Origin of the sequence: Agromyces sp. NPDC058484, assembly GCF_042720415.1 — a bacterium.
Classification (GTDB): domain Bacteria; phylum Actinomycetota; class Actinomycetes; order Actinomycetales; family Microbacteriaceae; genus Agromyces.
Map to the genome: position 1 here is coordinate 46601 of NZ_JBHXMP010000015.1, position 24005 is coordinate 70605.

A 24005-nucleotide genomic window follows, 5' to 3' on the forward strand; every position below is an offset into this window, starting at 1 on the left:
GTGCAATCACCGTGGTGACGTCGTCGCAGGGTTCGGAGCGGCGAGCGAGGCATGCGAGCATCCGGCACGGGCGGCACCGCACGGAGGAGCACGACGAGAACTTCGCGCGCGGCTTCAACGCCCTCGGCGAGCTCGCGCTCGCGGGCGTGCAGGTGTCGGCTCGCGCCACCGACCTCGCGACGGGCAAGGTGCTCTTCTCGGTCGACGACCACGTGGTGATGCCGACGGCGTCGATCGGAAAGGTGCTGCTCCTCGTCGAGGTCGCCTCGCGCCTGTCGGGCGCGAACTCCGAGGCCTTCACGGTGCTCGACCGCGCGCCGCGCGACTCGGTCGGCGACTCCGGCATCTGGCAGCACATGCAGTCGCCATCGCTCCCGCTCGCCGACCTCGCCGCGCTCATCGGCGCGACGAGCGACAACCTCGCGACGAACGTGCTCATCCGCCACGTCGGCCTCGAGGCCGTGCGCTCCCGCACCGAGGCGCTCGGACTCACCCGCACGGCGCTCCTCGACCTGGTGCGCGACCACCGCGGCCCTGACGACGCGCCGCAGCTCTCGATCGGTTCGGCGAAGGAGCTCACATGGCTGTTCGCCTCGCTCGCCCGCGGCGAGATCGTGAGCCCCGAGGTGTCGCAGCGTGTCGTCGGCTGGCTGTCGCTGAACTCCGACCTCTCGATGGTCGCGAGCGCGTTCGGGCTCGACCCGCTCGCGCATCGCAGGCCCGACCACGGCGTGCTGCTCATGAACAAGACCGGCACCGACGGCGGCGTGCGCAGCGAGGTCGGCGTGCTCCGCGGGCCCCGCGCGGGCATCGCCTACGCGGTGTCGATGTACTACGCCGACACGATGCTCTCGTCGCGCCTCGCGGTGCTCGACGGCATGCGCCAGGTCGGGCTCGACCTGCTCGAGTACGCGCACTGAGCCCGTGCACTGAGCGGATGCCGCGATGCGCACGATTCGGCGCCCTTCGACGAGCTCAGGCACCGGGGGCTTCGTTGCACCTCGACCGCCGGCCTACCCCTTCTCGGCGCCCTCCGTCGTGCTCATGATCCGGCGCTGGAAGATGAAGAACAGGATCGCCACCGGGATCGTCATGAGCACCGCGGCGGCGAGCTGCAGCGGGAACTGGTTGCCCATACCGAGCTGACCCGACACGAGCGACGCGACACCGGTGGTGAGCGTGTTCAGCTCGGGGCTCTGCCGCGACACGATGAAGTGGGCGAGCTCGTTCCACGATCCCTGGAACGACAGGATGAACAGCGTGATCAGCGCGGGCCGGGCCATCGGCAGCACGATCGTCCAGAACGTGCGGAACGTGCCGGCCCCGTCGATGCGCGCCGCCTCCTCGACCGACACCGGGATCGAATCGAAGAACTGCTTCATGATGAACACGCCGGCCGCCGTCGACAGCAGCGGCACGATCATGCCGGCGTAGGTGTCGTACATCCCGAGTTCCTTCAGGATCAGGAATCTCGGGATGAGGAGCACCACGCTCGGCACGGCGAGCACCGCGATGAACCCGACGAACACGGACGTACGCCCGCGGAACTTCAATCGTGACAGCGCGTATCCCGCGAGCGAGTCGAAGAACACCCGGCCGAGCGTCACCACGATCGAGATGAAGACGGTGTTGCCGAACCACAGTGGGAACGGCACGTCGGTGAACAACCGGTCGTACGCCGCGAAGGTGATCGTCTCGGGCACGAGCGAGAGCGGGTTCTGCGTGGCATCCGCGTCGGTCTTGAACGAGGCCGCGACCGACACGACGAACGGGTAGATGTAGACGAGCGCCAGCAGCACCAGGATCAGGTAGCTCAGCCAGAGACCCGACCGTACTTTCAGGGGCACCTGACGACGCCGCTTGGGCGCACTGCGATCAGCGGATGTCGCATCCGCACGGTTCTCGACCGGGGAAGCCGTGGCCGGCGTGTCGACGCTCATGGCGACCCCTTCCGATTCGGCCGAGCCCGATCCGGTCGGGCCTCGTCGTCGCCGGGGTCGGACGCGCCGACCAGCGCGCGGTCCGTCGGGTCGCCGCCCACGACGCCGGCCGCGACATCCGGGTTCTGCCCGGCACGCGGCGATCGCGGACGGAACTCCCGCGTGCGCTCACGGAGGAGCCATCGCTGCAGCAGCGTGAGCAGGATGATGAACACGAACAGGATGAACGCGATCGCCGCACCCTGGCCCCACTGCAGGTCTTGGAATGACGTGCTGTACGCGAGGAAGGCCGGAGTGGCGATCGTGCCGCCCGCGGTCGTGCCGCCGAGCACGTAGATCTGGTCGAAGACCTGCCACGAAGCGATCAGGCCGAGCGTGAGCACGGTGAACAGCGTCGGGCGCAGCATCGGCAGGGTGATCGAGAAGAAGGTGCGCACCGGGCCCGCGCCATCGACGAGCGCTGCTTCCTCGATCTCTGCGCCGATGCTCTGGAGGCCGGCGAGGAACAAGAGCATGAACGTGCCCGAGGTGGTGAAGATCGCCAGCATGATGAGCGTCGACATCGCGACCGAGGGGCCGGCCAGCCAGTCCCACCACGTGATGCCGAGCGGTCCGTCGGTCTCGAGCGCCTGCGGCGGACTCTCGACCCCGAGTCCGGCTGCGGCGGCGTGGAAGATGCCCGTGCCGTCGTTGAGCCAGTTCGGCCCGTCGATGCCGAAGAAGCCGAGCACGGCGTTCACCGCACCGGACGCCGTGAACAGGAACTGGAACACGATGACGATCGCCACCACCGAGGTGACCGACGGGAAGTAGAACGCCGTGCGGAAGAACCCGCGACCGCGCAGTACCGCGCGGTTCACCTGCACCGCGAGGAGGAGGGCGACGATCGTCTGCAGCGGCACGACGAAGAGCACGTAGTAGAAGTTGTTCCGCACCGCGGTGCCGAAGTTCTCCTGGTCGAGGCCGGGCTCGACGGTGATGGCGGCGTAGTTCTCGAGGCCGACGAAGTCGACGGTCGGCGCAAGCGGCGAACGGAACCCGTTCCAGCCGCTGAAGCTCACCCAGAGGGCGAGGAAGATCGGGATGACGAGGAACACCCCGGTGATGACGATCGCGGGCAGAACGAAGAGCCAGCCCGCGCGGGTCTCGCCGCGGCGGATGCCTCCGCCGCGACGAGACCCGGACGCGGCCCTGCTCATGTCGTCAGCCGTTGGCCTCTTCGTACGCAGCCTGCAGGTTCTCCTGCAGTGGCGCGAGGACGGCCCCTGGGTTGCTGAGGCCGTCGGTCTCGATCGAGGCGTTGAAGTCGGCGATCGCATCGGCGGCGCCGGGGAAGGCGACCGGGCCCACCGCGTACTCGACGCCCGTGACGAACGCCTCGTTGTCGGGGAACTGCTCGGCATACGCCTCGGCGGCCGACTCGATCGACGGGATCACACCGAACGCCTCGGCGAACGCGAGCTGCTGCTCCTCGCTCGTGAGGTGTTCGACGAGCGACACGGTCGCCTCGAGCGTCTCCGATCCGGCCGGAATGCCCCAGCAGTTGCTGAACGCGAACGTCGACGGCCCGTCGGGCCCTGCGGGGAGCTCGACGGTGAGGTACTTGCGGTCGGGGAAGTCGTTCTTCATGGCGCCCTCGATCCACGGACCCTCGATCACCATCGCCGCCTTGCCGAGGCCGAACGCCTCACCGGCCCAGCCGGCTTCGAGGTCCTGCGGCCACTTGAGCGAGCCCGCGTCGATGAGCGACTGCACGTAGGAGAGCGCTTCGACGTTCTCGGGCGAGTCGGCCGTGATCTCGTCGTCGGTGAGCACGCCGCCTCCGGCCTGGTTCATGAACACGCCGAGTCGCGCGTACTCGCGCCCGAACGACAGACCCACCTGCTCTGGCGTTGTGAGCTTCTGCGCCGCCGCGGTGAGGCTCTCCCAATCGGTCGGGATGTCGGCGTCGGTGAGGCCTGCGGCCGCCCAGGCGTCCGTGTTGATCTGCAGGCCGAGGGTCGAGAAGTCCTTCGGCGCGCAGGTGAACGTTCCGTCGTAGCTGAACTGCTCGCGAAGCGCAGGGATGAACTGGTCGGCGTTCTCGAGGTTCTCGGCGTAGGGCTCGAGGAACCCCTGCGACGCGTAGGTCTGGAACTGGTCCCACGGCCCGTAGAATAGGTCGGGCGGATCTCCTCCGGCGAATCCCTGGCCCAGCTGCTGCACCAGCTCGTTCGCCGCGATGACCTCGACCGTGTTGCCCGTCTCGTCGGCCCACGCGTTCGCGGCCTCCTCCACCGCGGTGGTCTCGGCTTGGCCCGAGGACCCGATGAGGATGGTGAGCTCCTGGCCGGATGTCTCACCGCCGCCGTCTCCTCCCCCTCCGGGGGAGCACGCGGCCAGGATGGTGACGAGTCCCGCTGCGAGGATGGCGGCACTCCATTGCGATGTCCTCACGATGTATCCCTTCGATGTGATTGCCGGCCTCATCCGCCGGTTGTCGCGTCGAGTTGCAGGTGTCCAGGCCTCCGCTCGACGAGCCGGGGTGCGAGGAGGCGATTCGTCGGCTCCTCGTCGTTGCGGGGGTTCGGGCGCACGTCGTCGCCCTCGGGGCCGAAGAGGAGGGTGAGCGCCGCGGCGACGACCTCGTCGAGGGGCTGCTCGATGCTCGACATGCCGACGGCCCGGGCGACGGGGGTGTCGTCGAAGCCGACGACGGGCAGCGCAGGCAGCCCGGCCATGCGGGCCGCCGTCATCGCACCGAGGGCGAGCGAGTCGCTCGCGCAGACGATGGCGTCGGGAGGTTCGGGCAGGTCGAGCAGTTCGGCCGCAGCTCGGGTGCTCTCGGTGACGTCGTCGAGGGTGCGGCGGGAGTAGTGCGTCCGGGCATCGGCCGAGAGCCCGCACTCGGACTGCCAGCCCGCGCGCCGTTCGTCGCCGCTGCCCGAGCCCTCGGGCCATCCGATCCAGGCGACGGTGGTGGATCCGCCCGCTCGCAGGTGGCGTACCGCCTCGGCGACCCCGACCCTGCCGTCGACGTCCACCCAGCGGTGGCGGGGCGTCTGCGCGCCGGGGTCCCATGGGCGCCCGAACGACACGAACGGCACGTCCTGTTCGATGAGCCAGGCGATGCGAGGGTCGCCGTGCACGGTTGCGGTGAGCACGAAGGCATCGATATCGGACCCGTCTCGCAGGCGCCGGATGTGCGCGATCTCGTCCTGCGGGTCGGCGGCGGTGAAGAGCATGACGCGCAGGTCGCGTGCGTCGGCGTGCTCGGTGAGCTTGTGCAGGAACCGGTCGAGCACCGCGCCCGAGATGCCGTCGCGCATCGGGTCGATGCGCACGCCGATGGTGGAGGACTTGCGGGTGCGCAGCCGCCGTGCGGAGGCATGCGGCCGATAGCCGAGGAGGTCGATCGCGTCGAGCACGCGCTTGCGGGTGTCCTCCCGCACGATCGCCGGGCTGTTGAGCACGTTCGAGACGGTCTGACGGGAGACCCGGGCGGCCTCGGCCACGTCGTCGACCGTCGGCTTCCGTGACACTCGCGCCTCCTTCGGCCTCGGGAGCGCTCCGCCGCGTCCGTGCGGACGAGCCGCGGATTCGCCGATTTGATCGATCAAATCCTTTGCTAATGTTGCGCACGTCACGACAGCGGTGTCAAGGCTCGCCGGACACCACCGTGTAACGATCGAGAAACGAGGGCACATCGTGACTGCATCGCATCAGCGGCACCGGCCGCTCCAAGCGCTGCAGCCGGAGCCGCCGCACGAACCGCTGCGGCAACCGCTGCGGCAACCGCTGCCGCCGCCGCTCCAGCCGCTGCTGCACGATGCGCTGGCCGTGCTCCGCGCCCCGACGCAGGTGTGGTCGGCGCCCGACGGCACGATCGGGTCGGCGCCCGTGCACGGCGTGTACTTCTCCGACGTGCGGTTGGTCCGAGGCATCCGCATGACCGTCGACGGCACTGTGCCCGAGCACCTGGCCACCGGCGGCGAGCGCAGCGACGCGGTGCGCATCGACGCGCTGCTGCGCCGGCTCGACGACCCGTCGCCCGACCCGGGCGTGCGTCTCGCGCTCGACCGCGTCGTCGATGCGACCGGCCTGACCGACACCATCACCGTATGCAACCGGCGCCCGGTCGCCCTCGACGCACACCTCGTCGTCGAGCTCGACACCGATGCGAGCCCGGTCGATCTCGTCAAGCTCGGTGTCGCCGATCGAGCGGGTGCCCCGGCGCCCGCGCCCGTCGTCGCCGACGGCGTCGCGACGTGGGGCGCCGGGCAGGTCTCGGCGTCGTTGCGCGGCGAGGGGCTCGACGTGCAGGCGGGCGACCGCGGCATCCGCCTGGTCGCCGATCTCGTCGTGCCCGCGGCCGGCGAGACCCGGGTCGCCTGGCGCCTCGATGCGACGGATGCCGCCGCCGTCGTGCGCGGCGTGGCCGGGCCGGCGCCGTGGAGCACGCCGACGGTGCACGCCTCCGACGACCGCCTCGCGAAGTGGATCGCTCGCGCGCTCGCCGATCTCGACGCGCTGCGGATGACGGCCGTGCGTCACCCCGACGCCGAGTTCGTGGCGGCGGGAGCGCCGTGGTTCTTCACCCTCTTCGGCCGCGACTCGATCTGGACCGCGCGCTTCCTGCTGCCGCTCGGCACGACGCTCGCCGGCGACACCCTGCGCGTGCTCGCGGGAATGCAGGGGCGCGTCGTCGACGACGCCACCGCCGAGGAACCCGGCAAGATCATGCACGAGCTGCGACGGGCCGCGCTCACGCTCGACGACGGTGCAGGGCGGTTGCCGCCGCTCTACTACGGCACGGTCGACGCGACCGCCCTCTGGATCGTGCTGCTCGCCGACGCGTGGCGGTGGGGTCTGCCCGACGACGAGGTGCGGGCGCTGCTGCCGCATCTCGAGGCCGCCCTCGCCTGGATGCGCGACCACGGCGATGCCGACGGCGACGGGCTGCTGGAGTACATCGACCGCTCGGGTCGGGGCCTCGCGAACCAGGGGTGGAAGGACTCCGGCGACTCGGTGCAGTGGCGCGACGGATCGCTCGCCGAGGGCCCGATCGCGCTCGCCGAGGTGCAGGGGTACGGTTTCGAGGCGGCGATGCGCGGAGCCGAGCTGCTCGAGGCGTTCGGGGCCGCTGCGGAGACCGTCGACGAGTGGCGCACCTGGGCGGCACGACTCCGCGAGCGCTTCCTCTCGGAGTTCTGGATCGACGACCCCGCCGGCGCCTACCCGGCGATCGCGCTCGACGCGGCCAAGCGCCCGGTCGACACCGTCACCTCGAACCTCGGACACCTGCTCGGCACCGGCATCCTCGACGCCGACCAGGTCGAGCTCGTCGTGCGCCGGCTCACGAGCCCGGCGCTCGACTCGGGCTACGGCCTGCGCACCATGTCGACCGACGCCGCCGGATACTGGCCGCTCAGCTACCACGGCGGCTCGGTGTGGGCGCACGACACCGCGATCGCGATCCTCGGGCTCGCCCGCGAGGGACGCGGCTCCGACGCGGCGAGTCTCATCGAGGGGCTGCTGCGTGCGGCATCCGCATTCGGCTTCCGGATGCCGGAGCTGCACTCCGGGGACCCGGCCACCGAGGTGGCGGTGCCCGTGCCCTACCCGGCGGCGTGCCGACCGCAGGCGTGGTCGGCCGCGGCATCCGTCGCGGTGCTCACCGCCGTGCTCGGACTCCAACCCGACGGCGACGAGCTGCACACGACCCCGGTGTCGTCGTTCGGCGCCGTCTCGGTCGACGGGCTCCGCCTCGGCGCGCGCGACGTGTCGGTTCGCGTGGGCTGAGGCGCCCTTCGACGAGCTCAGGGAGCGGTCGCCGCGACGAGCTCAGGGAGCGGTCGCCGCGACGAGCTCAGGGAGCGGTCGCCGCGACGAGCTCAGGGAGCGGTCGCCGCGACGAGCCGCGCGACGCCGTCGAGCACCGCGAGCACGGTCTCGGGCTCACCGAGCACCCGGAAATGGCCGGCCACGGGCACCCGCACGTTCGTCGCGCCGTCGAGCACGCTGCCGTCGGGCACGTGCGGGTCGAACGTGCCGAAGATCGACACGATGCGCGAGTTGACGGATGCCGCGCTCCCGAGCATCACGATCGTCTCGTCGCCCGGCAGCAGCGCCCGGATGCTCGGGTCGCGGAAGAGCCGTGCCCGCCTCGCCCCGGCGAAGGGCGTGCACACGGCCACGACGCCCCGGATGCCGAGCGCCTCGCCGCGACCGTCGAACAGCAGGTGCTTGCCGATGAGGCCGCCCTTGCTGTGCCCCACGATCACGCGTCCGGCGGCGGGAACCCGCACTCGTCCGAGCGCCCGCTCGAGGCGTGCCGAGGTCTCGGCGATCGGCAGCCGGTTCGCGCCGAGGCCGTGCACCACCGCGACGCGATGACCGGCCGCGTTCAGGGTGTCGCCGAGGGGGCGCAGGAACGACCAGTGCTCGTACACCCCGGGCAGCAGCACGATCTCGGGCCTGGCGGAATCCCCGGTGCGCCATCGCGCAGGCGGCCGTCGCGCCCCGAACACGGCGAACTGCCTCCCGACGGCATAGGCGTAGTCGCGCGCCCACCAGCCCGCGGCGCTCAGCCGGTTCATCCGCTCGGCCGGCGGCGGCAGCGGTGTCGGCTGCGCCACGGCGCGACCGACGGCCTCGCCGCGAGCGTGCGCGGCGACGAGCTCGCCGACGCGCAGCCCGGTGACGAGCATGGCCTCGTGGCCGCGGCCGGGCACCTCCGCGAAGCGGCCGCGCGGCGTGAGTGCCGCCATCTCCTCGCCCCAGTAGCGCGGCACGACGCGGTCGTCCTCGCCGCGGATCACGAGCGTCTCGGCCGTAATGCGCGGAAGGGCGAGCTCGATGCGGTGCTCGAGCATCGGCCTCAGGTTCGCGATGAGCCACCGCGGCCGGACCTGCAGGTAGGCGGTGAGGCCGACCGCGAGCGCCCTGGGGTTCACGAGGGCGATGTCCTGCAGGAACCGCAGCGACTGCTTCGCGAGCGTCCGCTCCCGCGGGTTGACGGTGGCTCCGATGAGCACCACGCGGTCGACGAGCTCCGGATGCCGCGACGCCGTCTCCGCGACGACCTGCGCGCCGGTGGAGTGGCCGACGAGCACGGCGCGTGCGATGCCCTCGGCCACGAGCAGTTCGGCGAGCAGCTCGCCGGACTCGGCCATGCTGAGCGGCTCCTCCGGCTCGGGCGAGTCGCCGAACCCGGGCAGGTCGAGCGCGTACACGGTGCCCGTCGGTTCGAGCACCCTCGCGACGGCGTGCCAGTACTCGTGCGCCATCCCCAGCCCGTGCACGAGCACGTAGGCGGGGCCGGTGCCGGTGCCCGACTCGCGGATGACGATGACGCGCGTGCCGCTCACGAACTCGCGGGTCGTCGCCATGACCGCAGTCTAGGCGCGGGTCTGCTCACCCGAGTTCCACATGAAGAGCCCGACGACGGCCATGGTCAGCCCGAACGGCATCGCGAGGAGGACCGTCACGAACTGCTCGTTGGCCAACAGGAGAAGGGCACCGCTTACCGCGAGGAGGATGCCGAGCCAGCGCGGGAGCACTCCCGAGCGGAGGATGAACACCCCGAGCAGCACCACGCCGACGATGACGCAGAGCATTCCCGGAAGGACGAAGAACGGCATCCAGGGAAAGTCGCCGGCGAAGAAGAACGCCTGGATCACTCCGGCTGAGAACAGGATCACCACGCCTGCGCCCGCACAGATCAGACCGGACGTCGCCAGCGCCCGACGGCGCCCGGCCCGACGCGCCAGGAGGGTCAGCCCACCGAGTCCGATCAGGATCAGGAGCGCAGCGACCGGCGCCAGGATCGAGACGACGGTGGTGGCGGTGCGCATCGGCCGGACGTCGCACTCCGCGCCGGCGCATCCCGATGGCTCCAGGGCATGCAGGCCCGCGGCGAGCGCCAGCAGCAGCCCGCCGAGCACCGCCGCGAGCCCGCTCAAGCGGGGAAACCACGTCACGGGTGGTACTCGCTCGAGAACACGTCGTTCAGCGTGACGGTCGTCAGCCCGCGCTCGGTGATGATCGCCCGCAGCTGGTCGAACACCGTCGTCACCGGCGGGAAGTTCAGGTGGCCGATCACGATGTGCTGCGGCAGGAACCACTGGCGGGCGAAGTCGACGATCATCTCCGCGGGGATCTCGCCGGAATCCGACAGCGAGCCGTACCAGAGCGTCGGCACGGTGTAGCCGAGGTCGGCGGCGATCGCGTCGACCCGGTCGTCGTGGAAGCCGTACGGCGGTCGGAAGAAGGGCCGCGCGTCGACCCCGAAGGTGTCGCCGATGAAGTCGTGGGTGCGCTGCAGCTCGTCGACGATTCCCGCGTCGCTGAGAGTGGTGAGATCGGCGTGCGACCAGGTGTGGTTCCCGAGTTGCACCTGCCCCGACGCGACGAGCGGGGCGAGGGTCGCCGCATTCTCACCCCACGCGGGGTACGTGCCGGTCACGAACATGGTGAGCCGGGTGCCGCTCGCCGCCGCGAACGCCGCGTACGCGCCGATGACCTCGGCGCTCGAGCCGTCGTCGACGGTCCATGCGAGCAGTGAACCCTCGCCGGGCAGGGCATCGATCGTGCCGTGCGGCGCGGGCGCCTTGACGAGGTCGGGTGCCGGCGGGGGCGCCGGGGGCACGTCGACGGGTGCCGGCGGCGGCGCATTCGCAGGCTGCGGGCGCCCGGACGCAGACGCTCCGGTGGTCGCGGTCGCGGTCGAGCCGGAGCCCGGCCCCGGCGCCTGGGCGCACCCCGCGAGCGCGCCGACGGCGGCGGCCGCGCCCAACGCGAGCATTGCACGACGGGTCGGCTGGGGCATCCGTGACTCCCTCTCTCTTTCGCTTCTTCTTCTTCTTCTTCTTCTTCTTCTTCTTCTTCGCTTCTTCGTTTCCGGTCCTACTTCGTCAGCGTTCGCACGAGCGCGACCATCTCGCGCGGCGACACCTCGGGCAGGTAGGCCTTGCCGATCGCGAGGCCGATCGTCGGCAGCGCGAGCGGGTCGGGGTAGGCCATCGAGATGGTCTCGTAGTCGGGGTTGAACTTCGCCTTGAACCGGAACAGCGACGTGAACCCGTAGGCCGGCTCCAGGGTGTTGCCGAGGAATTCGAGCAGCCGGGTCATCACGGTGGGCTCGGGCGGTTCCTCGCCGTCGGCGAGCGGCTTCGTCGCCAGCGGCGCGCCCGACAGGCTCAGCACCTCGGCGCCCGTGTCCTTCATGTGCAGCGCCGCCGAGGCGATGAGGAACTCCATGATGCCGTTCATGCTGCCGTCGGCTCGGCGCATGAAGTCGATCGTCCAGCCGACGACCTCGCCGTCGCGATGCACGGGGAGCCAGCTCGTCACGGCCTGCAACCGGCCGTCGGGCGCGACCGCGAGCATGAGGCGCACCTCGGGGTCCTTCAGCTCCTCCATGCCGCCGAGCGTGAAGCCCATCTCGGGCAGCTCCTTCTCGGCGACCCACTCCTCGGAGATCGCGTTGATCTCGGCGACGGTGGCGAGCGGCAGCTCGTCCCAGCTCGTCCAGACCGTCGTCATGCCCTCCTTGATGCCGCGATTCAACGCCTGCCGCACCTTCTGCCACGGCTTGCCGGTGAGCTCGAGCCCGGTCGTGCGCACGAGCGTCTCCTCGCCGACCGAGGTGTGCTGCCAGCCGAGCTCCTCGAACACCGGGAGGTACTGCGGGTGCACGCTGTAGAACACGGGCGTCCAGCTGCGCGCATCGCAGAAGGCGGCGAACTCGCGGATGACGCGGCCGGCCTTCTCGGGCGCGCAGATCGGGTCGGACGTCGTGATCGCGATCCCGTTGATGACCCGGTACGCGACGGCGGAGTCCCGGTCGTCGCTGAACCAGTACGCGTTGCCCGGCCACGTGGCCATGAAGCCGAGGGTGCCGCCGCCGCTGCGGCGGAGGAGCCTGCGGATGTTCGCGGCATCCGCGAACCGGGTCGTCGAATCGGTCCGACGCATCAGCAGCACCGCGGAGACGATGAAGAACGCCCAGAACAGCGGACCGACCACCTGGTACGCGACGCTCGCGAGGTCGTGGCCGGGCAGGACGATCGGGTCGATCACCGCGAGGAAGTGCGGGGGCACGAACCGCTTGAACGTGTCGATCAGCAGGTCGACCGGGGTGGCGGCCGGCCAGTACTCGCCGATGGTCATCAGGCCGATCACGAAGTACAGGGCCGCGAGCAGCAGGAAGGCGGCCGTCACCGTGACCACGAAGCGCACGAACGGCACGTGCGGCGACCTGATCTGGAAGTGACGGCGGGTCACGATGAGCATCACGATGATGCCGACCGGCAGGGCGAGCACCGCGAGCGCCCAGACGATCAGCTCGCCGATGTCGAACACCGACCAGATGCCCGCCTCCACGTCGGCCGTCGTGATCGTGACCTCGAACGCGGTGCGTGCGAAGAGCAGGATCGCGACATTCACGGCGATCGCGAGCCACAGGGCGAACCGGCGCCCGATGCGCAGGCCCCACGCGGCGAGCAGGAGCAGCAGTACCGGCACGAATGAGAGCAGGAACATCCCGAATCCCTGCGCGTTCAAGAGGGTGAGCTGTCTCAGGCACTCGTCGCCGAGCGCGGTCGCGGTGGCGTCGCACTGCGACCTGACGGTGTCGAGGTCGATCGGCTCGTCGGCGAACAGGTAGGAGCCGAAGCTGAACGGCGTGAGGTCGGTGCGGTTCACGAGCGCCACGATCGGGCCGATCGCGGTCACGGCGACGATCGCGGCGACGAGGGTTCGCGTCTCCTGGTGCGAGCTCCGGTGCGCTCGCAGGGTCGATGCGTCGCCCGTCAGGATCGCGCCGAGGAAGGTGCCAGCGATGGCCGCGATGAGCCGGTACGCGTTCGACGAGTCGCCGTCGTAGAGCACGAACACCAGGATGAAGGCGAGCGTCACGATCCGGATGCGCCGGCGCCACAGCGCCCCCATGAACGCGGTCGCCGTGATGAGCGCGCCCACGATGCCGGTGAGCGGGTCGAGGGTCAGGTCGGCGGCCGTGCCGGCGGCCCACCACTCACCCGCGAGCGACCCGATCCATTGCAGCAGCGTGCCGAGCGCGACGCCGGCGACGCCCGTGACCAGGAACGCGGCGATCGTCCGCAGGGTTCCCATGCGCCGTTCGGCGACGCCGAGCAGCAGCACCGCCGCGAGAACGCCGAACACGAGCTGGAACGGGTCGAACGGGATGAACAGGGCCGTCACCGCTGTCCACCATCGGCCCGCCTCGATCGTCGTGGTGACGCCGGCGGCCCAGGTCGCCGTCGTCGCCTCGGACGCGCTGCCGAACATCGTGCCGGTCACGATCGAGGTCGCCACGAGCACCGCCGCGAGCGCGATGCTGAACGGCACGCGCCGGATGAATCCTCCGAGTGACTCGGCGGTCGTGCGCAGCCGTCCCGCGGGCTCGGCGTCGATCACGTCGTTCGGCACGGGTTCCATGCTGCTTGCCTCCGTCATCGCTCCGAGAGTCCCAGTCGGGGGTACAGCACCTCGAAGCCCTTCTCGAGGCCGCCGTTCAGTCCCGAGACGCCGTGGTCGGCATCGGGGACGAGGAAGAAGGTCGTCGCCATGCCGGCGGCCAGGGCGGCATCCGCCAACCGCTGCGTACCCGGTACGAACGCACCGTCATTCGCACCGACGGTGAAGATCGCCGTCGTGTCGGGATAGGGCGCCATCGCGGCCATGATGTTCGCCGGCTTCACCGCGTTGTATGCGAGCTTGTCGCCGTCGAAGGCCGAGGCGAGCACGTCATCGCGCCGCTCGGCGCCCGCGAACTCGACGGGGGAGATGGCGAGGAGGTTGCCGAAGACGTCGGGGTGCTTCGCACCGAAGTACGCCGCGCACCCTCCGCCGTTCGAATACCCGGCGACCGTGGTGAACTGCCGGCCCTGCAGCACGTTGAGATTCGCCCTCGCCCACGGCACGACGTCCTGCATGAGGTAGGTCTCGACGTCTCCCAGGTCGGTGTCGAGGCAGAGCGGGTCCTGCGCCGGATCGCCCAGCTGGTCGACGACGAGCGCGATCGGCGCGAGGCCGTCGTGCTCCGCGGCGAACCCGTCGAGCACCGCGCCGATGAAGCTCGCCTCGGGGTCGCCGGGCTGACCCATCATCATGATGACCAAGGGGAGGCGCGGGGCATCCGTCACCAGCGCGGCAGGTGGCAGGTAGAGCTGGGCCGGCCGAGCCGGAAAGCCGGAGTTCGTGTTGGGCACGCCGTCGCCCACGATGCCGATCGTGCCCGTCGCGGGCATGTCGGGCGGCGGTGTCCAGGTGAGGTACAGCGGTTCGGCCGGGTCGGCCGCCGCGGTCTCGCCGGGCGGGTCGACGTCGATGGTGTCGGCCGTGGAGATGCCGAGCAGGGCGCCGAGCGTCGGGTCGAGTCCGTAGGCGGCGTTGATGCCGAACATCGCCGTCAGGGAGAACACCGGGATCGCGACGACGGCGATCAGCTTGCGCCACCACCTCGAGTGCCAGAGGTTCCAGATCGCGAGTGCGATGCCGGCGAACGCGGCGGATATCCAGAGCCACGTGTCATCCGCCACCGGGCCGCCGAACGAGTCGAGCACGTTCACCGCGACCCAGAGGATGCCGCCGCCGACGATCGCGCCGACGACGAGCACGACGATCGCCGTGAGCACCCACGACCATCCGTCGCCGCGACCGAGGAGGTAGATGAAGAACGCGGCGGCGATGAGGCACATCGTGATAAGGAACGGGCCGTCGACGACGCTGACGTCGAGCACCAGGTGCCACACCGTCGTGCCCTCGCCGAGGTCGAACGTGCCCTCGACGGCGTCGAACGTGCCCTCGACGGCGTCGGACGTCCCCTCGATGTTGTCGAATGCCCCATCGACGTTGTCGAACGTCCCCTCGACGTTGTCGAACGTCCCCTCGACGTTGTCGAACGTCCCCTGGAGGATGCCCGTCCCCCCGACGAGGTCGACGTCGCGCACGAGATCCGGCACCGTCGCCCCCTCCGACCGTGGTCGTGTCAGGCCACAGCGTAGCGCCCATAGGATGGTGGGGCCGTGTCGTTTCCGGGCAGTCGCCCGATCTCAGCATCAGTTCAGAACTCACGACCATTGGAGCCACCGTGGCCGCACCCAGCCGTCTCGAATCCGTCATCGCGCTCGCCCAGCATCGGGGCTTCGTCTTCCAGGCCGGTGAGATCTACGGCGGCTCCCGTTCCGCCTGGGACTACGGCCCCCTCGGCGTCGAGCTGAAGGAGAACATCAAGCGGCAGTGGTGGCGGTACATGGTCACCTCGCGCGACGACGTCGTCGGCCTCGACTCGAGTGTCATCCTGCCGAAGCAGGTGTGGGTGGCATCCGGTCACGTCGGAGTCTTCACCGACCCCCTCGTCGAGTGCCTGCACTGCCACAAGCGATTCCGCGAAGACCACCTGCTCGAGGCGTTCGAGGAGAAGAAGGGCCGCGCCCCCGAGAACGGCATGGGCGACATCGCGTGCCCGAACTGCGGCACCCGCGGCCAGTGGACCCCGCCCCGCGACTTCAACATGATGCTTCGGACGTTCCTGGGCCCGGTGGAGGATGACGCGGGGCTGCACTACCTCCGCCCCGAGACCGCGCAGGGCATCTTCACGAACTTCGCGAACGTGCTGCAGGCCGCGCGCATGAAGCCGCCGTTCGGCATCGGCCAGATCGGCAAGTCGTTCCGCAACGAGATCACACCGGGCAACTTCATCTTCCGCACGCGGGAGTTCGAGCAGATGGAGCTCGAGTTCTTCGTGGAGCCGGGCTCCGACGACGAGTGGTTCCAGTACTGGGTCGACTACCGGTGGGCGTGGTACACCGATCTCGGCATCGACCCGTCGAACCTCCGGCTGTTCGAGCACCCCGCCGACAAGCTGTCGCACTACTCCAAGCGCACGATCGACATCGAGTACCGCTTCGGCTTCACGGGCGGCGAGTGGGGCGAGCTCGAGGGTGTCGCGAACCGCACCGACTTCGACCTGTCGACCCACTCCGAACATTCCGGCAAGGATCTGTCGTACTTCGACCAGTCGAAGAACGAGCGGTGGACGCCGTACGTGATCGAGCCGGCGGCGGGCCTGACCCGTTCGCTCATGGCCTTCCTCGTCGACGCCTATCACGTGGAGGAGGTGCCGAACGCGAAAGGCGGCACCGACACCCGCACCGTGCTCAAGCTCGACCCACGCCTCGCGCCGGTCAAGGCGGCGGTGCTTCCGCTCAGTCGAAATGAGCGGCTGTCGCCGCTCGCGCGCGAGATCGCGTCGACGCTGCGCAGGCACTGGAACGTCGACTTCGACGACGCCGGCGCGATCGGCCGTCGGTACCGGCGTCAGGACGAGATCGGCACGCCGCTCTGCATCACGGTGGACTTCGACTCCCTCGACGACGACGCCGTGACCGTGCGCGACCGCGACACCATGGGGCAGGAGCGGGTGCCCATCGCGGAACTCGAGGGGTTCCTGGCGGCGCGCCTCGTCGGCGCGTGAGCTTCAGTCGCACGCCGGTCGAGTAGCGGCGAAGCCGGGTTCGCACGCCGGTCGAGTAGCGGCGAAGCCGGGTATCGAGACCCATCCGCCCGCCCGCCCGCCGTCACGATTCCGTAATCACTTCCAGCTCCCGCGCGGCGCGCACGACGCTACCGTGGAACCGAGTGGGACCCCGATTCGCCCGCGGTCAGGAGCAGGCCATGCATGCACGAACGAGCCGTGCCGCCGCGGTGCTCGTGGCCGTCCTGGCCTTGTCGGGTTGCGCCGCCTCGTCCACGGATGCCGCCTCGTCGCCGCCGGCGGTCGAGACCACCGCCCCATCGCCGACGACCACGCCGGTTCCGACCACTTCGGCTCCGCCTGCTGATGCGGTATCCGAGGCGCCGCAGCCCGCAGCGACACCCGGCGCGTATGTCGACTACACCGACGGCGTGATCGAGGCGACGACGGGCGCGAAGGCGCTGTTCTTCCACGCGAGTTGGTGCCCGAAGTGCCGCGCGCTCGAGGAAGACCTCCTCACGGCAGGCGTGCCAGACGGGCTCACGGTGTTCAAGGTCGACTACGACAGCCGCACCGACCTGCGCCAGCGGTACGGCGTGACCTTGCAGACGACGATCGTGTTCGTCGACGACACGGGCGACGCCATCTCGAGCACGGTGCTCTACGACGACCCGTCGGTCGCATCGCTCGTCGCCGCGATGCCGGACTGATGACCGCGTCGCTCGTCCTCAGCCTCGCCGCGGGTGTGCTCACCGTCGCCGCCCCGTGCGTGCTGCCGCTCCTGCCGGTGATCGTCGGGGGGTCGATCGTTCGGGGCGGCGACGAGCGGCGCGCTCGCTGGCGCCCCTATGTCATCGCCGCCTCCCTTGCCGTGAGCGTCGTGGCGTTCACCCTGCTGCTCAAGGCGACGACGGCCCTGCTCGGGGTGCCGCCACAGGTGTGGCAGGTGATCTCAGGCGCGATCGTCATCGTGCTCGGCATCGACCTGCTGTTCCCGTCGCTGTGGGATCGGGTGTCGATCGCGCTCGGGCTCCAGTCGCGAAGTGCGGCGATGCTCGATCACTCGGTGTCTCGGCAGAGCGTCGGCGGCGACATCCTCACCGGTGCGGCCCTCGGCCCGGTCTTCAGCAGCTGCAGCCCCACCTATGCCCTCATCGTCGCGGCGGTGCTGCCGGTCTCGTTCGTCGAAGGACTCGGCTACGTCATCGCCTATGCGGTCGGGCTCGCCGCGATGCTGCTGCTCGTGGCGCTCCTCGGGCGCTCGCTCGTGCGACGCCTCGGATGGCTCGCCGACCCGCGCGGGTGGTTCCGGCGTATCGTCGGCATCGTGTTCATCCTCGTCGGTGTCGTCGTGGTCGTCGGGTTCGACAAGCAGCTGCAGTCGCTCATCCTCGATCTCGGCTGGTACGCGCCGATCGCGCAGCTCGAGGAGCTCATCGGTGGCGGCTGAGTCGGCGCTCGACGGTCGGTTCGTGCTCCGCACGATGGCACGGTCATGGTCGAACGCCGCGTCGAGCGGGTAGTCGGTTCCGCATCGCGCTTGCGCCCGTTGCCGGCGACGTCGGGCCGGGCAGCGCGGACAGCTGAGTCCCTCAGACGTCGGATGTCGCAGGAGGGGCTCTGCCACGGCATGCCGAGCTTCGGCAGACCTCCACCCGGCAGGCAAGCCTCGACAATGCGACGCTTCGACAGCGCGGCGCCTTCAGCTCGCTGCTACTGGCCCACCGGCGCTCAGTCAGCGCGGTGCCTTCGGCACGCTGCTACCGGCCCACCGGCGCTCAGTCAGCGCGGCGCCTTCGGCACGCCGCTACCGGCCCACCGGCGCTTCGCCTGCCCGACGCTTCTGGCAGACCCCTACCCTGTAGCGAGGAGCGGCTCCGGCGGTCTGGCGTCTCGGACCCGCCACGGGAGACGGACCGGATCGACCGGGTTGATGATGTCGGTCGGCGTCTTCGGCCTCATCAACCTCGGGGTCTGCTCGGGATCGACGGTCGGCGGCGGGATGAGCCAGTAGGTCGTGCCATCGCGCCGCACCTCCCATCCCTGGTTGTGATACCGGAGGTGATCTCGTCGGCAGAGGAGGATGCCGTCGGCGAATCGGTGCGACCGTCGTCGCGGAGCCAATGTTCGATGTGATGCGCCTCGGTCCACGACGGTGGTCGTGTGCAGCCTGGGTCCATGCACCCGCCGTCGCGGATGGCGAGGGCGATCTTCTGCTTCTCGGTGAAGAGTCGCTCGTCGCGCCCGAGGTCGAGGCATGCGCCGTCGTCATCGAACTTCACCGGGAGGTAGCCCTCGCAGAGCCCGGTGTGGATCGAGGCGAGCGGGACCCGATCGGGGTGCCCCTCGATCATGCCGGTGCCGTGACCGGTCGCCAGCGTGTTGGTGTTGACCACGAGTCGCACCGACGGCTTCTTCTCGTTGAGCAGTCTGGTCGAGTCCGCAGAGGCGCCCGCCCTGAGGAGCTGCACGAGGCCATCGGCGGCTTCGCGCTCGCGTGCCGCGCGGGCTTCGGCGTAGTGCTCGTCACCGAGCTGCGGATGGCCGAACGAGCGCCGGATCTTCTCGTCGGTGTGCCGCGGATGCGTGAGCTGGTCGAATACGGCCTTCACCAGCATGCCGCCTTCGGGTTCGAGCTCGAACTCCCCGCGGATCATGCCATCGGCCTTCACCCAGAGCCGCCAGAACTGATCGTGGCGCTGCCGGTCGGCGCGGGCGGCGACACTCGCTGCGTCGATGCGGTCGCGGACCTGCCTCGCCGCTCGGCGGGCCGCGTCGACGTTCGCGTGGCGGCACGCGGGAATGAGGGAAGACAGTTCGGCCGCCAGCATCGCCTCGTCGGCATCGCCGCCGGGCTCACCGAGCCCCGAGCGGATCGCCCCCGCCACCTCCACGGTCAGCATCCCGGTCGCCACAGCCGCTCCGAGCTCGGCGAACCACGGCGGCATGGGCTCTGGCATTAGGTCGGCGACGGCCGGATCGGCCTGCCTCGCCCGTTCGAGTTCGGCCGCGGCATCCGTCGCCGCGATCATCTGCCCCACGTCGACGAGCGACGCCGTCTCGCGCTTGGAGGATCGCGTGATCGACTGCAGCAGATGACCCGTGGTCGCATGACCGGTGCGCCGAGCGAGGCCCTGGACGCCGAAGCGCGTGCTGGAGCGTCGTGCCACCTCGGCCGTGGCGAGGGCCTGGCCTCGTTCGACCTCGTGTCGGAGCGCGGTGAGTGACTCGACGGCAGAAAGGAGCGCCGCATCGTCGAGCGTGTGGAACGTGGCCGATGACACCGCCGGCCCGACAAGACGCCCGACGATGTCGGGGAAGTCTGGGGTGTCGGCGGGTGATTCGGCCATGTCTCATTCTCTCGCGGACGACAGACATTCGAACATGTGTTCCACAGTTGTGGAGAACTTGTGGAGAAACGCCGGGCCGTGGACGAGTGCCGCGGGCGGGCGGCGGCGGTAGTGACGGATGCCGCGGGGGCGGTGGTAGCGGATGCCGCGGCGGCAGTGACGCATGCCGCAGGGTCGGTGGCGGTAGTGACGGATGCCGCGGGGCGGGCGGCGGCGCGACGGATGCCGCGGGGCCGGCGGCGGTAGTAGCGGATGCCGCGGCGGCGCGACGGATGCCGCGGGGCCGGTGGCGGTAGTAGCGGATGCCGCGGCGGCGCGACGGATGCCGCGGGGCCGTCGGCGGTAGCAACGGATGCCGCGGCGGCGGCGGCGACGGATGCGGCGGTGGGAAGATGGCGCAGGCGTCGCGACACGCCCCGCGCCCTCAGCCCGCGCCCTCAGCCCCGCGCCGCCGCCCACTCCCGGCGCAGCATGCCGTACACCGCGGTATCCGTCCACTCACCATCGTGGTACTCCTCCTCGAGGATGGTCGCCTCGCGACGCATCCCGAGTCGTTCGCAGAGCGCAGCGGATGCCGCGTTCCGCGCGTCGAGGAAGGCCTGCACGCGGTGGGGGTTCAACGTCTCGAACGCGAAGGCGAGCACAGCTCCGGCGGCCTCGCGCGCGAACCCGCGCCTCTGGAAGTCGGGGTGCAGCACCCATCCGAGCTCGAGCTGCGCGTGTTCAACGCTCGAGACGCGCACCATGACGTCGCCGATCACGCGGTCGCGGAGGGCACCGACACCGACGCGGTCGCGGAGGGCACCGACACCGACGCGGTCGCGTGGGGCGCCGACACCGACACGGTCGCGGGAGGCGCCGACACCGACACGGTCGCGGGGGGCGCCGACACCGACACGATCGCGTGGGGCGGCGGCGCGGGGCGGCGAGCCGGTTGCCGGTTCGCCGTTCAGGGTCGCGGCGAACACGACGAAGTCGCCGTCGGCGGCGAGCACGCGTGCGGCGGCGCGCTTCGCGGTGTGCGCGTAGCCCTCGGCACGATCGCGCTCAGGCCACGGCAGGTAGCGGATCACCTCGGGGAGGCGCTGGTACTCGAAGACATCGGCGGCGTCGGATGCCGCGAGCGGACGCAGCACGAGACGTTCCGTTCGGAGCGGCCGCTCCGCGAGCACCGACGCGTCGTACGGGAACCGCAGCGCGGGCGGCCCGTCGGAATCGGATGCCGCGACCCGGCCGGCCTCGGTCGGAACGGCGCCGCCCGTCACGAGGCGTCGGCGCGCGCGCCGCCGTCAGCGGCATCCGCCGACCGGAAGTCGTGCGCGCCGTGCACGCCCTGCGCGCCGTGCACGCCCCGCGCGCCAGGCACGCCCCGCGCGCCAGGCACGCCCCGCGCGCCAGGCACGCCCCGCGCGCCAGGCACGCCCCGCGCGCCAGGCACGCCCCGCACACCCTGCGCCGCCTCGTCGGGCTTCACGCCGAACAGCGCCTCGAGCCCGTCGATCCACGCGGCCTGCTCGCCCGACCGGGCGAGCTCGCGGGAACGCACCATCGGCGTGTGCAGCAGCACGCCGGCCATGTGGCGCAGGGCGGACTCGGTGCGTCCGTCGTCGTCGCCCCTGGCCGTCGCGCGCGCGATCTCGGCGTCGAGGATGTCGAACACGTGCCGGCGCAGCGCGACGACCGCGGGGGCGAGGTCGCGCTCCTCGGCGATGTCGCCGAAGGCGCGGGCGTCGCGGCGCACGATCGCGCGCGCGGCATCCGTCGCTCCGAGCTCTTCGAGCGGCGCGTGGATGCGAATGGTCTCGAGGTCGAGCAGCTCCACCCCGGGCACCTCGATGACGTCGGGCGCGACGTTGCGGGGAAGTCCGAGGTCGATCACGAGCTGGCGGATGTCGGGCAGCGCAGCACGGCCGGGCAGCGCAGCGTCGGGCAGCGCAGCACGGCCAGGCAGCGCAGCGTCGTCGGTCGCACCGCCCCCGGAAATCCGGGCGACGGATGCCGCGAGCTCACCGCGCCCGGCGGCCAGCAGCGCCCGGTCGACCACGTGGTGCTCGGCCGTGGTGCAGGTGACGACGATGTCGGCGCTCGCGGCGGCGACGGCGTACTCGCCGCGCGCCACGGCCGCGATGTCGTGGCCGGCGGCGAACCGGCCGGCGCGGCCCGACGGGGAGTACACGCGAACGTCGGTGACGCCGCGGTCGCGGAGCGCGGCGAGCGAGGCGCCGGCGAAGCGTCCGGTGCCGACGAGCAGCACCCGCGTCTGCGCCCAGTCGGTGACGCGGCTCTCGGCGAGGTCGAGCGCGAGACGCACGAGCGAGCGCCCTTCGCCGCCGATGCCGGTGTCGTTCTTCACCCGGCGCGAGGTCTGCGAGGCGCGCTGGAAGAGGCGCTCCAGCTCGGGCGTCGTGGTGCCCTCGGTGCGCGCGCGCTCGAGCGAGCGGCGCACCTGGCCGGCGATCTCGCCCTCGCCGACGACGACTGACTCGAGCCCGGACGCCACCGAGAAGAGATGCCCGGCCACCGCGTTGCCGTGCACGAAGCCGAAGGTAGTGCGGAGCTCGTCGGCCTGGAGGCCTGCGACCGTGCCGACCGCCCGCACCGCCTCGTGGACCGCGGGAACCGGCGACGCACCTTCGGGAGTGTCGAGGTCGAGGTAGGCCTCGTAGCGGTTGCACGTGGCGACGACGACCGCGCCCCGCACGGCGTCGTGTCCATCGAGGATGCGCGTTGCCGCGTGCTCCGCGGTCGCCGAGAGACGCTCGAGCATGTCGAACCCGGCGTTCTTGTGACTCGCGGTGAGGCAGATGAGCACGAAAGGGATTCTACCTGCCCTCGAATGGGGGTCCGATCAGGGCTGACACCGGACGAGACATCCGGATGCCGCAGCTGCCGCCTACCGACGAACTCCGTCGGCCGAAGCCGACTCGGCGCCGATGATCGGGATCGGCGCCGTGAGTGGCGGCGGCTCGATACCCTCGGCCGCGAGCGCCGCGAGCGCCGCGCGGTGCTTCGCCTTCCAGCTGCGCACGACCGCGAAGAACGGCGCATCTGCGAGCGCATAGCGCCCCACGCGACGGTCGCCCAGCACGATCGGCAGCTCGATGCTGACGCCGCCCCGCCGCACGCGCAGCTCGAGCACCGACACGACCGACCCGCCCACGACCATCGAGTCGCTGCGGATGTTCCGCACCTCGCGCCACGGAACGTGCATCGCGCGCCGGGGCCGGCTCCCGCCGTTCCAGAACGCGATGCCGAGCTCGTCGACCACGATCGAGTAGCGGCTGCCGAGCCGCACCGGGTTGCCGTCTTCGGGGACGAGCTCGTTCAGGCGCTGCACGAGCAGCCGGCTCCGGATGCCGCAGCTGAGCTCTCCACGCAGCGTGGCCGCGATCGCGGCGCGACGGGCGCGGGTGCGCGCCACCCCCGCGAGTCGCACGACCGCCCAGACCGTGAGGGCCGCGAGGCCGGCGGCGGCGAACGCGACGCCGATCTGCGGCTCGGGCATCGAGGGGAGCCTGGGCACGAGCCGGTCGAGCACCGGCGAGCCGGCGATGAGTCCCGCGACGACCGCGGCCGCGACGAGTGCGACGAGCACGGTGAGGACGGCACGGTGCGGGGCGGCGGGGTTCATCGCACGGCTCGGGCGCGCGGCATCCGGCCACTCGGACTGGTGATGGGCGGGAACGTCGACACGATCGGGAACACGTCGTCCTTCTTCTCCGTGGGTGGCGGAGGCGCGCCGCCGGTGGCGCGTCGTCGTACTCGGGGGGAAGCACAACGGAACCGACCCTAGCGCGGGAGCGCTCGCGTGCAACAGGGCGAAACGCCGATCTGTGGGGCATTCGTCCCAGATTCGAGCGGATGAACGACTCGCGCGACAGTGCGAAACCCCGTCGCCCGAAATGCTGGAACGCATCCTCGGCGCGGCCGATTATCGGCCGTCGCTTCCGGTCGAGCGATACGCAGCGCGGATACGCGAGCTCGCCGAACATCGCGGCCTCAGGTACCCACGAGTCTTCGGGTCTGTGGCTCGTGGTGACGATCACTTCCACAGCGACATCGACCTGCTGGTATCGCCGTCCGAGCAGGCGACGCTGTTCACGCTCGCGGCGCTGGCCGCCGACGTAGAGGAACTCACGGGGTTCCCGACCGATGTCGTCGCCGATCCCGGCGCGTCCGGAACCGCCGGCGCGGCGAGGATCGTTCGGGAAGCGGTTCCACCGCGACCGATGA

General features: G+C 70.8%; 19 protein-coding genes and 1 pseudogene. 7 read left to right on the top strand and 13 right to left on the bottom strand.

What is annotated here, in order from left to right; translation table 11 throughout:
- Positions 1 to 14 precede the first annotated feature (14 nt).
- Positions 15 to 920: a serine hydrolase gene (locus ACFWN7_RS12920; protein WP_376939217.1), complete on the top strand. Its 906-nt coding sequence runs from the start codon at positions 15 to 17 to the stop codon at positions 918 to 920.
- 93 nt (positions 921 to 1013) lie between these two features.
- Here ACFWN7_RS12920 and ACFWN7_RS12925 read toward each other — a convergent pair whose 3' ends face one another.
- Genes ACFWN7_RS12925 through ACFWN7_RS12940 form a run of 4 tightly spaced genes read right to left on the bottom strand, consistent with a single transcriptional unit; the run spans position 1014 to position 5461 of the window.
- Positions 1014 to 1940: a carbohydrate ABC transporter permease gene (locus ACFWN7_RS12925; protein ID WP_376939218.1), complete on the bottom strand. Its 927-nt coding sequence runs from the start codon at positions 1938 to 1940 to the stop codon at positions 1014 to 1016.
- Positions 1937 to 3139, bottom strand: coding sequence for a carbohydrate ABC transporter permease (locus tag ACFWN7_RS12930; RefSeq protein ID WP_376939219.1), 1203 nt, complete (start codon positions 3137 to 3139; stop codon positions 1937 to 1939). The genes ACFWN7_RS12925 and ACFWN7_RS12930 overlap by 4 nt, the downstream gene beginning before the upstream one ends.
- Before the next feature lie 4 nt (positions 3140 to 3143).
- Positions 3144 to 4376, bottom strand: coding sequence for an extracellular solute-binding protein (locus ACFWN7_RS12935; protein ID WP_376939220.1), 1233 nt, complete (start codon positions 4374 to 4376; stop codon positions 3144 to 3146).
- Positions 4377 to 4405: 29 nt separating this feature from the next.
- Positions 4406 to 5461: a LacI family DNA-binding transcriptional regulator gene (locus ACFWN7_RS12940; RefSeq protein WP_376939221.1), complete on the bottom strand. Its 1056-nt coding sequence runs from the start codon at positions 5459 to 5461 to the stop codon at positions 4406 to 4408.
- Positions 5462 to 5627: 166 nt separating this feature from the next.
- Here ACFWN7_RS12940 and ACFWN7_RS12945 point away from each other — a divergent pair, with 166 nt between their 5' ends.
- Positions 5628 to 7721, top strand: a complete 2094-nt coding sequence (locus ACFWN7_RS12945) for a glycogen debranching N-terminal domain-containing protein (RefSeq protein ID WP_376939222.1) — start codon at positions 5628 to 5630, stop codon at positions 7719 to 7721.
- Between the two features lie 92 nt (positions 7722 to 7813).
- On the opposite strand, the gene ACFWN7_RS12950 is transcribed toward ACFWN7_RS12945, so the two are convergent.
- From ACFWN7_RS12950 to ACFWN7_RS12970, 5 genes are all read right to left on the bottom strand, one after another.
- Positions 7814 to 9310, bottom strand: coding sequence for an alpha/beta fold hydrolase (locus ACFWN7_RS12950; RefSeq protein ID WP_376939223.1), 1497 nt, complete (start codon positions 9308 to 9310; stop codon positions 7814 to 7816).
- A gap of 9 nt (positions 9311 to 9319) precedes the next feature.
- Positions 9320 to 9865, bottom strand: coding sequence for a hypothetical protein (locus ACFWN7_RS12955; RefSeq protein WP_376939224.1), 546 nt, complete (start codon positions 9863 to 9865; stop codon positions 9320 to 9322).
- A gap of 32 nt (positions 9866 to 9897) precedes the next feature.
- Complete coding sequence (locus tag ACFWN7_RS12960; protein ID WP_376939225.1) at positions 9898 to 10749, bottom strand: polysaccharide deacetylase family protein; 852 nt, start codon at positions 10747 to 10749, stop codon at positions 9898 to 9900.
- 77 nt (positions 10750 to 10826) lie between these two features.
- Positions 10827 to 13382 (bottom strand): rhomboid family intramembrane serine protease, encoded by a 2556-nt coding sequence (locus ACFWN7_RS12965; RefSeq protein WP_376939226.1) that lies wholly within the window; start codon positions 13380 to 13382, stop codon positions 10827 to 10829.
- Between the two features lie 14 nt (positions 13383 to 13396).
- Complete coding sequence (locus tag ACFWN7_RS12970; RefSeq protein WP_376939227.1) at positions 13397 to 14908, bottom strand: alpha/beta hydrolase-fold protein; 1512 nt, start codon at positions 14906 to 14908, stop codon at positions 13397 to 13399.
- Between the two features lie 128 nt (positions 14909 to 15036).
- On the opposite strand from ACFWN7_RS12970, the gene ACFWN7_RS12975 reads away from it, so the two are divergent.
- The 3 genes from ACFWN7_RS12975 to ACFWN7_RS12985 all read left to right on the top strand — a co-directional run bounded on the left by ACFWN7_RS12975 (position 15037) and on the right by ACFWN7_RS12985 (position 17872).
- Positions 15037 to 16422, top strand: a complete 1386-nt coding sequence (locus ACFWN7_RS12975) for a glycine--tRNA ligase (protein ID WP_376939228.1) — start codon at positions 15037 to 15039, stop codon at positions 16420 to 16422.
- 200 nt (positions 16423 to 16622) lie between these two features.
- The gene (locus ACFWN7_RS12980) at positions 16623 to 17132 is read left to right on the top strand and encodes a thioredoxin family protein (RefSeq protein WP_376939229.1); all 510 of its coding nucleotides are present in this window, start codon (positions 16623 to 16625) and stop codon (positions 17130 to 17132) included.
- Positions 17132 to 17872 (top strand): cytochrome c biogenesis CcdA family protein, encoded by a 741-nt coding sequence (locus ACFWN7_RS12985; RefSeq protein ID WP_376939230.1) that lies wholly within the window; start codon positions 17132 to 17134, stop codon positions 17870 to 17872. Before ACFWN7_RS12980 ends, ACFWN7_RS12985 begins: the two co-directional genes overlap by 1 nt.
- A 511-nt stretch (positions 17873 to 18383) precedes the next feature.
- Here the strand turns inward: ACFWN7_RS12985 and ACFWN7_RS12990 are convergent.
- Positions 18384 to 19772 (bottom strand): DUF222 domain-containing protein, encoded by a 1389-nt coding sequence (locus ACFWN7_RS12990; protein ID WP_376939231.1) that lies wholly within the window; start codon positions 19770 to 19772, stop codon positions 18384 to 18386.
- A gap of 78 nt (positions 19773 to 19850) precedes the next feature.
- Between ACFWN7_RS12990 and ACFWN7_RS12995 the strand changes: the two genes are divergently transcribed.
- Positions 19851 to 20018: a hypothetical protein gene (locus ACFWN7_RS12995; protein WP_376939232.1), complete on the top strand. Its 168-nt coding sequence runs from the start codon at positions 19851 to 19853 to the stop codon at positions 20016 to 20018.
- A 191-nt stretch (positions 20019 to 20209) separates the two neighbouring features.
- On the opposite strand, the gene ACFWN7_RS13000 is transcribed toward ACFWN7_RS12995, so the two are convergent.
- From ACFWN7_RS13000 to ACFWN7_RS13010, 3 genes are all read right to left on the bottom strand, one after another.
- Positions 20210 to 21037, bottom strand: a complete 828-nt coding sequence (locus ACFWN7_RS13000; protein ID WP_376939233.1) for a GNAT family N-acetyltransferase — start codon at positions 21035 to 21037, stop codon at positions 20210 to 20212.
- Positions 21034 to 22584 carry a glutamyl-tRNA reductase gene (locus ACFWN7_RS13005; RefSeq protein ID WP_376939234.1) on the bottom strand — a complete coding sequence of 517 codons (1551 nt, stop codon included), beginning with the start codon at positions 22582 to 22584 and terminating at the stop codon, positions 21034 to 21036. The genes ACFWN7_RS13000 and ACFWN7_RS13005 overlap by 4 nt, the downstream gene beginning before the upstream one ends.
- Positions 22585 to 22665: 81 nt before the next feature.
- Positions 22666 to 23403: a hypothetical protein gene (locus ACFWN7_RS13010; RefSeq protein ID WP_376939235.1), complete on the bottom strand. Its 738-nt coding sequence runs from the start codon at positions 23401 to 23403 to the stop codon at positions 22666 to 22668.
- A gap of 271 nt (positions 23404 to 23674) precedes the next feature.
- On the opposite strand from ACFWN7_RS13010, the pseudogene ACFWN7_RS13015 reads away from it, so the two are divergent.
- A pseudogene (locus ACFWN7_RS13015) lies at positions 23675 to 23920 on the top strand (nucleotidyltransferase family protein); the annotation flags it as partial.
- Positions 23921 to 24005 lie beyond the last annotated feature (85 nt).